The 13,027-nt window shown below is 71.6% G+C and carries 11 protein-coding genes; 5 read left to right on the plus strand and 6 right to left on the minus strand.

Going from position 1 to position 13,027, the window contains the following annotated elements; translation table 11 throughout:
• Positions 1–55: 55 nt before the first annotated feature.
• Positions 56–1,507: a DNA repair protein RadA gene (gene radA / locus O7611_RS26625; RefSeq protein WP_370584979.1), complete on the plus strand. Its 1,452-nt coding sequence runs from the start codon at positions 56–58 to the stop codon at positions 1,505–1,507.
• Between the two features lie 119 nt (positions 1,508–1,626).
• Positions 1,627–2,817: a DNA integrity scanning diadenylate cyclase DisA gene (disA, locus tag O7611_RS26630; RefSeq protein WP_194801936.1), complete on the plus strand. Its 1,191-nt coding sequence runs from the start codon at positions 1,627–1,629 to the stop codon at positions 2,815–2,817.
• Between the two features lie 8 nt (positions 2,818–2,825).
• Here the strand turns inward: disA and O7611_RS26635 are convergent, their stop codons facing one another.
• The 3 genes from O7611_RS26635 to O7611_RS26645 all read right to left on the minus strand — a co-directional run bounded on the left by O7611_RS26635 (position 2,826) and on the right by O7611_RS26645 (position 4,774).
• Positions 2,826–3,596, minus strand: a complete 771-nt coding sequence (locus tag O7611_RS26635) for a hypothetical protein (RefSeq protein WP_194801937.1) — start codon at positions 3,594–3,596, stop codon at positions 2,826–2,828.
• Between the two features lie 105 nt (positions 3,597–3,701).
• Positions 3,702–4,265 (minus strand): peptide deformylase, encoded by a 564-nt coding sequence (locus O7611_RS26640; protein WP_194801938.1) that lies wholly within the window; start codon positions 4,263–4,265, stop codon positions 3,702–3,704.
• Entirely contained in the window at positions 4,262–4,774 is a 513-nt protein-coding gene (locus O7611_RS26645) for a glycine cleavage system protein R (protein WP_013288949.1), read from the minus strand. Before O7611_RS26645 ends, O7611_RS26640 begins: the two co-directional genes overlap by 4 nt.
• Positions 4,775–4,870: 96 nt before the next feature.
• Here O7611_RS26645 and O7611_RS26650 point away from each other — a divergent pair, with 96 nt between their 5' ends.
• On the plus strand, positions 4,871–5,770 hold the full coding sequence (locus O7611_RS26650) for an A/G-specific adenine glycosylase (RefSeq protein ID WP_269697765.1): 900 nt from the start codon (positions 4,871–4,873) through the stop codon (positions 5,768–5,770).
• A 111-nt stretch (positions 5,771–5,881) separates the two neighbouring features.
• Positions 5,882–6,985 (plus strand): IS30 family transposase, encoded by a 1,104-nt coding sequence (locus O7611_RS26655; protein WP_194803567.1) that lies wholly within the window; start codon positions 5,882–5,884, stop codon positions 6,983–6,985.
• Positions 6,986–7,147: 162 nt separating this feature from the next.
• On the opposite strand, the gene O7611_RS26660 is transcribed toward O7611_RS26655, so the two are convergent.
• From O7611_RS26660 to lysS, 3 genes are all read right to left on the minus strand, one after another.
• Positions 7,148–9,685: an ATP-dependent Clp protease ATP-binding subunit gene (locus O7611_RS26660; protein ID WP_064446770.1), complete on the minus strand. Its 2,538-nt coding sequence runs from the start codon at positions 9,683–9,685 to the stop codon at positions 7,148–7,150.
• A 518-nt stretch (positions 9,686–10,203) separates the two neighbouring features.
• The gene (locus O7611_RS26665; protein WP_013288952.1) at positions 10,204–10,554 is read right to left on the minus strand and encodes a histone-like nucleoid-structuring protein Lsr2; all 351 of its coding nucleotides are present in this window, start codon (positions 10,552–10,554) and stop codon (positions 10,204–10,206) included.
• A gap of 123 nt (positions 10,555–10,677) precedes the next feature.
• Positions 10,678–12,186 carry a lysine--tRNA ligase gene (gene lysS, locus O7611_RS26670; RefSeq protein WP_269697766.1) on the minus strand — a complete coding sequence of 503 codons (1,509 nt, stop codon included), beginning with the start codon at positions 12,184–12,186 and terminating at the stop codon, positions 10,678–10,680.
• 93 nt (positions 12,187–12,279) lie between these two features.
• Here lysS and O7611_RS26675 point away from each other — a divergent pair, with 93 nt between their 5' ends.
• On the plus strand, positions 12,280–13,026 hold the full coding sequence (locus O7611_RS26675) for a class I SAM-dependent methyltransferase (protein ID WP_194801941.1): 747 nt from the start codon (positions 12,280–12,282) through the stop codon (positions 13,024–13,026).
• The last annotated feature ends 1 nt before the right edge of the window (position 13,027 follow it).

The following is a 13,027-nucleotide window of genomic DNA, read 5'->3' on the forward strand; positions in this document are numbered from 1 at the left end:
CCGGCGGTGTCGCCGTTTCGGGTGGGCTTTCGTCGTACCGGCCGGTTAGCGTCCGGTGGTGACCTCGCCCCGATCGACCCCCTCCCGCGCCGGCGCCGGCCGCGGTCGCGCCGCCACCCGCGAACCCCGTCCGGCCTACGAGTGCGACGCCTGCGGCCACCAGCCCCCAAAGTGGGTGGGCCGGTGCCCCGAGTGCGGCGAGTGGGGTTCGGTGGTCGAGTGCACGGTCACCGGCCCGCTGGTCTCCGGCCGGGTGGTCAGCTCGCGGATGCCGGCCGAGCCGGCCCGGCCGATCGCCACGATCAGCGCCGCGCCCGCCCGGGCCCGTCCCACAGGTGTGAGCGAGCTCGACCGGGTGCTCGGCGGCGGCCTGGTCCCCGGCGCGGTGGTGCTGCTCGCCGGTGAGCCCGGCGTGGGCAAGTCGACGCTGCTGCTCGACGTGGCCCAGCAGTGGGCGGCCGGGGCCGGCAGCCCGTCGCTGGTGGTCAGCGGCGAGGAGTCGGTCAGCCAGGTGCGGCTGCGCGCCGAGCGGATGGGCGCCCTGCACGACCAGCTCTACCTGGCCGCCGAGAGCGACCTGTCGGCGGTGCTCGGCCACCTCGACGCGGTCAAGCCGGGGCTGCTGGTGCTCGACTCGGTGCAGACCATCTCGACCACCGGCACCGAGGGCGTGCCCGGCGGCGTCACCCAGGTCCGCGCGGTCACCGCCGCCCTCGTCGCGGTCGCAAAGGAGCGCGGCATCGCCACCGTGCTGGTCGGGCACGTCACCAAGGACGGCCAGGTGGCCGGGCCCCGGGTGCTGGAGCACCTGGTCGACGTGGTGCTGCACTTCGAGGGCGACAAGCACTCCTCGCTGCGCATGGTGCGCGGCGTGAAGAACCGCTTCGGCGCGGCCGACGAGGTGGGCTGCTTCGAGATGCACGAGGGCGGCATCAGCAGCCTGGCCGACCCGTCCGGCCTGTTCCTGACCCGCTACTCCGAGCCGGTGCCGGGCACCTGCGTGACGGTGGCGATGGAGGGGCGCCGGGCGCTGGTGACCGAGGTGCAGGCCTTGATCGGCGCCACCGTCGCCGGCTCGCCCCGGCGTACCGTCTCCGGCCTCGACAGCGCCCGGCTCGCGATGGTCCTCGCGGTGCTCCAGCGCCGCACCGAGCGGCTCACGCTGCACGACCGGGAGGTCTTCGCCGCCACCGTCGGCGGCATCCGGGTGGTGGAGCCGGCAGCCGACCTGGCGGTGGCGCTCGCTGTCGCCTCCGGCGGGCTCAACCTGGCGCTCAACCCGCACCTGGTGGCGATCGGCGAGGTGGGCCTCACCGGTGAGGTCCGCCGGGTCGGCGCGGTGCCCCGCCGGCTGGCCGAGGCCGCCCGGCTCGGCTTCCGGTTGGCCCTCGTACCGCCCGGGTGCGGGCCGGAGAGCAGTGGTGCCGGGCCGGAGAACATGCGCGTGATCGAGGTCACCGACGTGCGGGCCGCCCTCCAGGCGGCCGCACGCGCGTCGGCGGAGTGACACGGTGGGCGTTTCCGGGCAGGCCACGCAGGCCGCACCGACGCGCCCGAGCAGGGCATCGTGACACATCACAGTAACCACGAGAGCACCCACCGCATGGCAGTCCGTAGACTGTGCCCGTGCCGATCGACCGCGATGCCACAAAGCCCGCAACGGCGACGCCGCACGCCCGTACCGGCGCCGTGACCGGCAACCCCGCTCGTGCCATCAGCGTGAGCGTCAACGGAAGCGTCGGCGCCGGGGCCGGCGCCGATCCGCTGCGCGCCAACCTCGCCCTGATGGCTCCGGGCACCGCCCTGCGGGACGGCCTGGAACGGATCCTGCGCGGCCGCACCGGCGCGCTGATCGTGCTCGGCTACGACAAGGTGGTCGAGCAGATCTGCACCGGCGGCTTCCCGATGGACGTGGAGTTCTCCGCCACCCGGGTCCGGGAGCTGTGCAAGATGGACGGCGCTGTGGTGCTGTCCAGCGACGGCACCCGGATCGTGCAGGCCGGCGCGCACCTGATGCCCGACCCGTCCATCCCCACCGAGGAGTCCGGCACCCGGCACCGCACCGCCGAGCGGGTGGCCCGGCAGACCGGCTACCCGGTCATCTCGGTCAGCCAGTCGATGCGGATCATCAGCCTCTACGTCAACGGCCAGCGGCACGTGCTGGACGACTCGGCCGCCATCCTGTCCCGCGCCAACCAGGCGCTCGCCACGCTGGAGCGCTACAAGCTGCGGCTGGACGAGGTCTCCGGCACGCTCTCCGCGCTGGAGATCGAGGATCTGGTCACCGTCCGCGACGCGGTGGCGGTGGTGCAGCGGCTGGAGATGGTCCGGCGGATCGCCGACGAGATCGCCGGCTACGTGGTGGAGCTGGGCACCGACGGCCGTCTGCTGGCGCTTCAGCTCGACGAGCTGATGGCCGGCGTGGACGCCGACCGCACCCTGGTCATCCGCGACTACCTGCCGACCGGCCGCAAGTCGCGCACGCTCGACGAGGCGCTCGTCGAACTCGACCTGCTCAGCGCCACCGAGCTCATCGACCTCGTGGCGGTGGCGAAGGCGATCGGCTACCCGTCCGCCTCCGACGCGCTCGACGCCGCGGTCAGCCCGCGCGGGTTCCGCCTGCTGGCGAAGGTGCCCCGGCTGCCGGTGGCCGTGGTCGACCGGCTGGTGGTGCACTTCGGCAGCCTCCAGCGGCTGCTCGGCGCGACGGTGGAAGACCTCCAGGCGGTCGAGGGCGTGGGCGACGCCCGCGCCCGCGGCGTCCGCGAGGGCCTGTCCCGGCTCGCCGAGGCGAGCATCCTCGAACGGTACGTCTGACCGACCGCTCAGCCGGTGACGGTCAGCTTCACCGGCTCGCTGATCTTGGTGCCGACCCGGGCGAACACCTGGTACGCGCCGATCGCGGCGAACTCACCGTTCGCCAGCCCGTTCGCGCACTTGTTGTCCAGCCGGCCGTTCCAGCCCAGCTCGTAGGAGCGCTCGAAGTTCGGCGTGAACGACTGCACGTCCGAGCCCTTGCCGGTGCCGCAGGTGTCCGACGACCAGATCTTCTCCGCGCCCGACTTGACGTACAGCTCCTGGAGGTCGGCGCCGACGTCCCGGCTGCACGTACGGTTCGACACGTTCTTGACCTTGAGGCGCAGCGTGACCACAGTGCCCCGCTGGGCGGTGGCAGGAACCGCCACCGGGGTCACCAGCAACTCGGAGTCGGTGCAGGTGCCGTCGTCGGAGACCGGCTGACCGGTCGCGCCGCCGTTACCGGTGCCACCCCCGTCGTTCCCACCCCCGCCGGTGTTCCCGCCGCCGTCGCCGGTACCGCCGGGCCCGGTGCCGCCGTTGTTCGCGCCACCGCCACCGGCGTCACCCGCCGTCGGTGACGGGCTGCCGGACTGCGGGGTCAGCACCGAGCCGGACGGGTCGGGCTGCGCCCCGGCGGAACCGGTCGGCGACGGGTCGGTGCCCGGCGCGCCGGTGTTGCGGTCCGTACCGGTGCACGAATACAACAGGACAATCAGGAAGAGCAGCCCCGCTCCGAGCACGACGGCACGACGCCGCCAGTACACGGCAGGGGGCAGGGGGCCGACCGTCAGACGCATGATGCGCCTACCGTAGCCGCGCGGCGCACGGCTCGCCGTTCCGACGCGCCGGGAACCCACCGCCGTACGGCCACGCTCGTCCACACTGGATTCCGACGGCCACCGTCAGAGGTAGACCTTGCGCTGGTAGATCGCGTGCGCGCCGGCTACCCGGTCGAGGAAGAGCAGCCCGGCGCAGTGGTCGATCTCGTGCTGGAGCGCCCGCGCCTCGAAGCCGTCGGTCACCAGCCGGACCGGCTCGCCGCTGCCGGGAAGCGCGCCCTCGACCACCAGGCGGCTGGCCCGCTTCACGTCGCCGGTCAGGTCCGGCACCGACATGCAGCCCTCCCGGCCGGCCTTCCACCGGGACGCCTCGACCACGCGGGCGTTGCAGAGCACGAACGTGCCGTGCACGGTGACCGCCTTCGGATGCCCCGTCACGTCCACCGCGAACACCTGCGCGCTCACCCCGACCTGCGGCGCCGCCAGGCCCACGCAACCGGGCGAGACGCGCATCGTGGCCACCAGGTCGGCGGCGAGGCGCACCACCTCGGCAGACGTCGGGTCGACCTCCGGGCCGGGTCGGCTCAGCACCGGCTCCGGGGCGGTGACCACCGGACGTACCGCGCCGGGGAGGCCGAGCTTCTCCGGGGTCCAGCCGCCCAGGCCCGCGTACTCCGGCCCGGTCACAGCAGGTCCGTGTCCGCCGGGCGGAGGCTGACCCCCACGCCCAGCTCCGCCGCGACGCGGGTGAGCCGGCCGGCCACCTCGTCCGACACACCCGGCGGCAGCTCGACCTCGGCGACCACCACGTACAGCGAACCGGTGAGCCGGGTGCTCAGGTCGGTCACGTTCCCGCCCGCGTCGGTCAGCACCCGGGTCATCGCCGCGACGATGCCCATCCGGTCGGCGCCGTGCACCGCCAGCACGTACGGCTCCCCCGTCGGCTCGCTGCCGCCGTCGGGCGTGACCGCGCGTACGGTCGCCAGCAGGTGCCCGTCGGCGGCGAGCGGGGCCAGCGCGGCCTCCACGTCGGCGGCGGCCGGGCCCACGCAGATCAGGGTCATCGCGAAGTGTCCCCGCAGCCGGGTCATCGTCGAGTCGGTGAGGTTCGCGCCGAGCCGGGCGAGGACCTCCGCGACGTCGGCCACGATGCCCGGCCGGTCCCGGCCGATGACGGTGATCGCGAGCTCGTTCATTCGGACATTCTGCCCCGTCGCCCATGATCGATCGCGCCCGGCCACCCGCCCCGCCCAACCTGCGGGAAAGACAGCCGTGACATGATCGGCGGCGCGATGTCCGAGCCCACATTCGCCACCCAGGTCAGCCGGTGGTACGAGCGCAACGCCCGCGACCTGCCCTGGCGCAAGCCCGGCATCGGCGCCTGGGCGATCCTGGTCAGCGAGGTCATGCTCCAGCAGACCCCTGTGGTCCGCGTGGTGCCCGCGTGGGAGGCGTGGCTGGCCCGCTGGCCCGAACCGCGTGCGCTCGCCGAGGACACCCCGGCCGAGGCGATCCGGATGTGGGGGCGACTCGGCTACCCCCGCCGGGCGGTACGCCTGCGCGAGTGCGCGGTGGCGATCATGGAACGCCACGGTGGCGTGGTGCCCGACCGGCTCGACCAGTTGCTGGCGCTGCCCGGTGTCGGCACGTACACGGCCCGCGCGGTCGCCGCGTTCGCGTACGGGCAGCGGCACCCGGTGGTCGACACCAACGTCCGGCGCGTGGTGTGCCGGGCGATCGCCGGTGAACCCGACGCCGGCCCCACCACCCGCCCGGCCGACCTGGTCGCCACCGAGGAACTGCTGCCGGCCGAGCCGGCCGCCGCCGCGCTCGCCAGCGCCGCGTTCATGGAACTCGGTGCCATCGTCTGCACCGCCCGCACGCCGCGCTGTGCGATCTGCCCGGTCGAGTCGAGCTGCGCCTGGCGGGCCTCCGGGCGGGCCGCGCCTGAGGGACCGACCCGCCGGCCGCAGCGCTACGCCGGCACCGACCGGCAGGTACGCGGACTGCTGCTCGCGGTGCTGCGGGAGTCCACCGGCCCGGTGCCGCACCAGCGGCTGGACCAGGTGTGGCACGACGACGTGCAGCGGGCGCGAGCGCTGGCCGGCCTGGTCACCGACGGCCTGGTGGAACCGGTGGGCGAGGAGTCGTTCCGCCTGGCCGGCGACGGCCCCGCCGTCCCCCTCCCCTGACGGCCCTCACCCCACCCACCCTGACCCCGACCCCCGCCTCCGCCCGCCCTCGGCTCGCCCCGTTGATCATGAAGTTAGCGGCGACAAATGGGGGGCGGTTTCTAGGCTTCAGTGCAACTGATCTTGGTTGGGCTGGAGGGGCTGGTGGCGAGGCCGGGTGTGATGACGTTCGGGCATCGGCAGGTGTTGGAGCATCTGTGGGGGTCGGGTCGGACGATCTCGCAGATCGCGGAGGTTCTCGGGGTGCCGGTGTGCACGGTGTCGCGGGAGGTGGCGCGGAACAACAGTGCGCGGCACGGGACGAAGAACCCGCTCGGGCGGTCACTGCCGTCCGGGCGGGCTCGGCGTCCGTATCGGTGGGGGTATCAGGCGCAGTGGGCGCAGCGGCGTTCTGACGGGGCCCGGCGGCGGCCGGTGGTCTCGAAGTTGGCGGCGGGCACGCGGCTGCGGCAGGTGGTGGCGGGGAAACTGGCGCGTAGGTGGTCTCCGAAGCAGATCGCCGCGTGGTTGCGGGCCACGTTCGCCGACCGGCCGGAGTTGCAGGTGTCCCACGAGACGATCTACCAGGCGATCTATGTGCAGTCGCGGGGCAGCCTGCGGGCGGAGTTGACCCGGCAGGTGGCGCTGCGCTCGGGTCGCACCCAGCGGCGCCCGCAGTCGCGGGCCGCGGGTGCCGCCCGTAGTCGGCGGCCCTGGATCGGGGACCTGCGGATCAGTAACCGGCCGGCTGAGGCTGCCGACCGGGCGGTGCCCGGGCACTGGGAAGGTGACCTGGTCATCGGCAAGGCCGGAGCCTCGGCGATCGTGACCCTGGTGGAACGGACCACCCGCTATGTGATGCTCGGCGCGCTGCCTCACGGCCGCGACAGCGAAGCCGTCATCGGTGTCCTCACCGCCCTGGCAGCCCGCATGCCGGCACACCTGCGCCGGTCGCTGACCTGGGACCAAGGCACGGAAATGGCCACCCACCCGGTGTTCACCGTCGCCACCGGCTGCCCGGTCTACTTCTGCGACCCCCACAGCCCCTGGCAACGCGGCACCAACGAGAACACCAACGGGCTCCTACGCCAGTACTTCCCCAAAAGCAGCTACGACTTCCGCGCCATCGACCAGCGCGGCCTGGACCACGTCGCCCACGAACTCAACACCCGGCCCCGCGAAACGCTGGGCTGGAACACCCCAGCCCAACGCCTCGCACAACTCATCACCACCTGACGATTGCACTCACCCCTTGACCCCGCCGGGCGCCAAGTGCGGTCAACCTCATGATCGACCACGGCAAGGGCGGGCGGGGAGGGGCGGGGCGGCGGGCGTGGAGAAGGCGACGGCCCCGGTGGCTTTCGCCTACCGGGGCCGTCGCCCTCGAACTGTGCGGACCTACGCGGCGTCGTCAGCGCCCGTGGCGGCGGTGCCGCCGAGGTCCGCCGGGACCGCGTCCGGCACGGCATCCGGCCGGTCCGCGCCCCGGAAGACGAGCTTGGACTTGTCGATGTTCTCCGGGTCGCCCTCGCAGTCCACGACCACGATCTGACCCGGGGTCAGCTCGTTGAACAGGATCCGCTCGGACAGGTTGTCCTCGATGTCGCGCTGGATCGTGCGACGCAGCGGCCGCGCGCCCAGCACCGGGTCGAAGCCCTTCTTCGCGAGGTACTTCTTCGCGTTGTCGGTCAGCTCCAGGCCCATGTCCTTGTTGCGCAGCTGGGTCTCGATGCGCTGGATCATGATGTCGACGATCGAGAGGATCTCGGTCTCGCGCAGCTGGTGGAAGACGATGGTGTCGTCGATCCGGTTCAGGAACTCGGGCCGGAAGTGCTGCTTGAGCTCGTCGTTGACCTTCTGCTTCATCCGGTCGTAGTTCGACTCGGAGTCCTCAGAGGCCTGGAAGCCCAGCGACACCGCCTTGGCGACGTCGCGCGTACCGAGGTTGGTGGTCAGGATGATGACCGTGTTCTTGAAGTCCACGATCCGGCCCTGGCCGTCGGTGAGGCGCCCGTCCTCCAGGATCTGGAGGAGCGTGTTGAACACGTCCGGGTGGGCCTTCTCGATCTCGTCGAAGAGGACCACCGAGAACGGCCGGCGACGCACCTTCTCGGTCAGCTGCCCGCCCTCGTCGTAGCCGACGTAGCCGGGAGGGGCACCGACGAGCCGGGACACCGTGTACCGGTCGTGGAACTCCGACATGTCGAGCTGGATGAGGGCGTCCTCGCTGCCGAACAGGAACTCGGCGAGCGCCTTGGACAGCTCGGTCTTACCGACGCCGGACGGGCCGGCGAAGATGAACGAGCCGGACGGGCGCTTCGGGTCCTTCAGGCCGGCCCGGGTACGCCGGATCGCCTTCGAGACCGCCTTGACCGCGTCCTCCTGGCCGATGACGCGCTTGTGCAGCTCGTCCTCCATGCGCAGCAGGCGCGAGGTCTCCTCCTCGGTCAGCTTGTAGACCGGGATGCCGGTCCAGTTGCCGAGCACCTCGGCGATCTGCTCGTCGTCGACCTCGCTGACGACGTCCAGGTCACCGGCCTTCCACTCCTTCTCGCGCTGCGCCTTCTGACCCAGCAGCTGCTTCTCGGTGTCGCGCAGCTGGGCGGCCCGCTCGAAGTCCTGCGCGTCGATCGCGGACTCCTTGTCGCGGCGCACCTGGGCGATGCGCTCGTCGAAGTCGCGCAGGTCCGGCGGCGCGGTCATCCGGCGGATCCGCATCCGGGCGCCCGCCTCGTCGATCAGGTCGATCGCCTTGTCCGGCAGGAACCGGTCGGAGATGTACCGGTCGGCCAGCGTCGCGGCGGCGACCAGAGCGGCGTCGGTGATGGAGACGCGGTGGTGCGCCTCGTAGCGGTCCCGCAGGCCCTTGAGGATCTCGATGGTGTGGGCCAGCGACGGCTCACCCACCTGGATCGGCTGGAAACGACGCTCCAGAGCGGCGTCCTTCTCCAGGTGCTTGCGGTACTCGTCGAGCGTGGTGGCGCCGATGGTCTGCAGCTCACCACGGGCCAGCATCGGCTTGAGGATGCTGGCGGCGTCGATCGCGCCCTCGGCCGCGCCCGCACCGACGAGCGTGTGGATCTCGTCGATGAACAGGATGATGTCGCCGCGGGTGCGGATCTCCTTGAGCACCTTCTTCAGGCGCTCCTCGAAGTCACCGCGGTAGCGGGAACCGGCGACCAGGGCACCGAGGTCGAGCGTGTAGAGCTGCTTGTCCTTCAGCGTCTCGGGCACCTCGCCCTTGATGATCTTCTGGGACAGGCCCTCCACCACGGCGGTCTTGCCGACGCCGGGCTCGCCGATCAGCACCGGGTTGTTCTTGGTGCGGCGGGACAGCACCTGCATGACCCGCTCGATCTCCTTCTCGCGCCCGATGACCGGGTCGAGCTTGCCCTCGCGGGCGGCCTGGGTCAGGTTGCGGCCGAACTGGTCCAGCACGAGGCTGGTCGACGGCGCGGCCTCACCCGGCGCGGCGCCGGCGGCGGCCGGCTCCTTGCCCTGGTAGCCGGAGAGCAGCTGGATGACCTGCTGGCGGACCCGGTTCAGGTCGGCGCCCAGCTTCACCAGGACCTGGGCGGCGACGCCCTCGCCCTCGCGGATCAGGCCGAGCAGGATGTGCTCGGTGCCGATGTAGTTGTGGCCGAGCTGCAGCGCCTCGCGCAGCGACAGCTCCAGCACCTTCTTGGCCCGCGGCGTGAACGGGATGTGCCCGCTCGGTGCCTGCTGGCCCTGGCCGATGATCTCCTCGACCTGCTGGCGCACGCCCTCCAGGGAGATGCCGAGGCTCTCCAGGGCCTTTGCCGCGACACCCTCACCCTCGTGGATCAGGCCCAGCAGGATGTGTTCCGTACCGATGTAGTTGTGGTTGAGCATCCGGGCCTCTTCTTGGGCCAGGACGACAACCCGTCGCGCTCGGTCGGTGAACCGCTCGAACATGCCCTCGTGCTCCTCACGTGCCGTGCGCCTTGATGGTCAGATCTCGGCGGGGCCGGTGCGCGGACGTCCGGGACGGGCGTCCGTGCCTCCTTACTCTATCGCCGCGGACCGTCTCCGCTGAGGTCGTGTGCCCTCGCGAATGACCGTTCCGACGTCGTTTCTGACAACCGTCCACGCTCAGGAGGTGTTCCGGGGCCCCTGCCTGTACGCGCAGAGCGAAATTCGACCGGCACCCGAACGGCCGGTCGAGTGGACCGGAGGCGGCAACCGATGCGTCCGCCGGGGTCGTCCACAGCCTGTGGATGAAGTCTCCACCGCCTGTGGACAACCGTCCCCGGCGGGGTTTTCTTCCCTGCCGCCGCGACCGAGGGCGGCACTGTGGGCCGGACCGGACATCCGGCACAGGGACGACGGGACCGGCACGGCGCGGTCCAACCGTGACGGCGGACCGGAAACGGCGACGCCGGCCCGGAGTCGCACTCCGGTCCGGCGTCGCGTCGCCCGTGACGAGGGTGGGGTCAGTGCCCCGCCTTCGCGTGGTACTCGTCCACGATCTCCTGCGGGATCCGGCCCCGGTCGGAGATGTCCTTGCCGGCCTTCTTGGCCCATTCGCGGATGGCCCGGTTCTGCTCGCGGTCGGCGGTCGCGCCGCCCCGGCCCCGAGCGGCCCGGCCGCCCACGACCACACCCCCGCGACCGACCTTCGTTCCGTTCGCGATGTACGGCGCGAATACGTCACGCAATTTACCGGCGTTGGATGCGGAGAGGTCGATCTCGTACTGCACACCGTCGAGCGCGAACTTGACGGTCTCGTCAGCGTCCCCGCCGTCCAGGTCATCGACCAGCTTGTGAATGATCTGCTTGGCCACGTCCCACATTCCTTTCGAGCAGGGTTGTACTCCTGCAATACTCCGAGCACAATAACCCGTCCGGCGCTTGTTCCGTCAATAGGACCAGGTAACGAGCCGGAGAAGGCTTGCGGGGGCGAGCGTCTACTCGGGCCGGACCAACGGGAACAGGATCGTTTCCCGAATTCCGAGCCCGGTCAGTGCCATCAGCAGCCGGTCGATTCCCATTCCCATGCCACCGGACGGCGGCATTCCATACTCCATCGCTCGGAGAAAATCCTCGTCCAGTCGCATCGCCTCGTCGTCCCCACGCGCCGCGAGCTGCGCCTGGGCCACCAGCCGCTCCCGCTGCACGACCGGGTCGACCAGCTCCGAGTACGCGGTGCCCAGCTCGAATCCGAGCACGTAGAGGTCCCACTTCTCGGCCAGGCCCGGCTCGCTGCGGTGGGCCCGGGTCAACGGGCTGGTCTCCTCCGGGTAGTCCATGACGAACGTCGGCGCCTGAAGCGACGGCACGACCAGTTCCTCGAACAACTCCTCGGCCAGCTTGCCCGGCCCCCACTTCGGGTCGACGGAGAGACCGACCTTGTCCGCGTACTCGACCAGGCGTGCCCTTTCGGTGCGGACGGTGACCTCCTCACCGAGCGCTTCGGAAAGAACACCGAACAGCGACACCGACCGCCACTCGCCGCCCAGATCGAACTCACGCCCGTCGGCGTGCGTCACCACCGTCGAGCCGGCGACCGCCACTGCGGCCTGCTGTACGAGATTTCGGGTCAGCTCCGCCATCGTGTGGTAGTCGCCGTACGCCTGGTACGCCTCCAGCATCGCGAACTCGGGTGAGTGCGAAGAGTCGATGCCCTCATTACGGAAGTTGCGGTTGATCTCGAAGACGCGGTCCACGCCACCGACCACCGCGCGCTTGAGAAACAGTTCCGGCGCGATTCGCAGATACAGATCCGTGTCGAGCGCATTGCTGTGGGTCACGAATGGGCGTGCCGCCGCACCGCCGTGCAGCAGTTGCAGCATCGGCGTCTCGACCTCGATGAAGTCCTGCCCGTGCAGGGTGTCGCGCAGACTGCGGACGGCGGTGGCCCGGGTACGGACCATCTGCCGGGCCTGCGGCCGGACCACCAGGTCCACGTAGCGCTGGCGGACCCGGGACTCCTCGCTGAGCGGCTTGTGCGCCACCGGCAGCGGGCGCAGCGCCTTGGCGGTCACCGCCCAATCCTCGGCGAGAACGGACAGCTCGCCGCGCCGGCTGGTGATCACCTCGCCGGTCACGCCGACGTGATCGCCGAGGTCGACCAGGCGCTTCCAGTCCCCCAGCCGCTCGGCGCCGACCCGGTCCAGCGAGAGCATCGCCTGGACCTCGGTGCCGTCACCGTCCCGCAGCGTCGCGAAGCAGAGCTTGCCGGTGTTGCGAATGAAGATCACCCGGCCGGTGACCGAGACCCGGTCGCCGGTGGCGGTGTCGGTGGGCAGGTCGCCGTAGCGCTCGCGCAGCCGCGCGAGCGTGGTGGTGCGCGGGAAGCCCACCGGGTACGGCTCGACGCCCTCGGCGAGCATCCGGTCCCGCTTCTCCCGGCGGACCTTCATCTGCTCGGGAAGGTCGTCGGCGGGGTCTGTTGGCAGGGCGTTCTGCTCGGTCACGGCACGCTTCCTCAGGCCTTGGGGACATCGGCGGGGTCAGCACATGAGCGTACTCAAGCGCCGTGGCGGCCGTTACGGGATAACCTGCCCGCCATGACCGACCCCACTGCGGCCCTCTCGTTCGGCGCCGCCGCGGCCGATTACGACCGGTTCCGTCCCCGCTATCCGGAGGCCGCGCTGCGCTGGGCGCTGGACGGGCTGCACGACGCCCGGGTGGTCGATCTCGGCGCCGGCACCGGCATCCTCACCCGCGGACTCCTGGCGCTGACCGGGCCGGTGGCTCAGGTCGTACCCGTGGAACCGGATCCGGGGATGCGGGCGCAACTGGCCGCCGCCACGCCCGGTACGACGGCGCTGGCCGGCAGCGCCGAGGCGGTGCCGCTGCCGGACGGGTCGGCGGACGCGGTGCTGGCCGGGCAGGCCTACCACTGGTTCGACAGGGAGCCGGCGCACGCCGAGGTGGCCCGCGTGCTGCGCCCGGGCGGCACGTTCGCGCCGGTCTGGAACATCCGGGACGAGCAGGTCGGCTGGGTGGCGGAGCTGACCCGGATCGCCCACCTCGGCGACAACGCGGGCGACGTGACGCAGCGGTACGCGGACTTCGGCGCCGCCTTCACCGACGTCGAGGTGGGCGAGTTCGCGCACGCCACCACGCTCACGCCGGACGAGGTGGTGGGCATGCTGCACACCCGCTCGTACTGGCTGACCGCTGACGCGGACGAGCGGCGACGGGTCGACACGGAGCTGGCGGAGCTGTTCGCCTCCCACCCGGACCTGGCCGGCCGGGAGACGGTCGAGCTGCCCTACCGGACGTTCGTGCTGCGGGCCCGCCGCCGCTGAC

The sequence above is a fragment of the Micromonospora sp. WMMC273 genome (assembly GCF_027460285.1).
GTDB classification, from domain to species: Bacteria; Actinomycetota; Actinomycetes; order Mycobacteriales; family Micromonosporaceae; genus Micromonospora; species Micromonospora aurantiaca.

Excerpts from the sequence above, each read along its gene's own strand:
- O7611_RS26675 (WP_194801941.1), top strand. The coding sequence starts at position 12,280 with ATGACCGACCCCACTGCGGCCCTCTCGTTCGGCGCCGCCGCGGCCGAT.
- O7611_RS26645 (WP_013288949.1), bottom strand. The coding sequence starts at position 4,774 with ATGAACGAGCTCGCGATCACCGTCATCGGCCGGGACCGGCCGGGCATC.
- O7611_RS26635 (WP_194801937.1), bottom strand. The coding sequence starts at position 3,596 with ATGCGTCTGACGGTCGGCCCCCTGCCCCCTGCCGTGTACTGGCGGCGT.
- O7611_RS26660 (WP_064446770.1), bottom strand. The coding sequence starts at position 9,685 with ATGTTCGAGCGGTTCACCGACCGAGCGCGACGGGTTGTCGTCCTGGCC.
- O7611_RS26650 (WP_269697765.1), top strand. The coding sequence starts at position 4,871 with ATGTCCGAGCCCACATTCGCCACCCAGGTCAGCCGGTGGTACGAGCGC.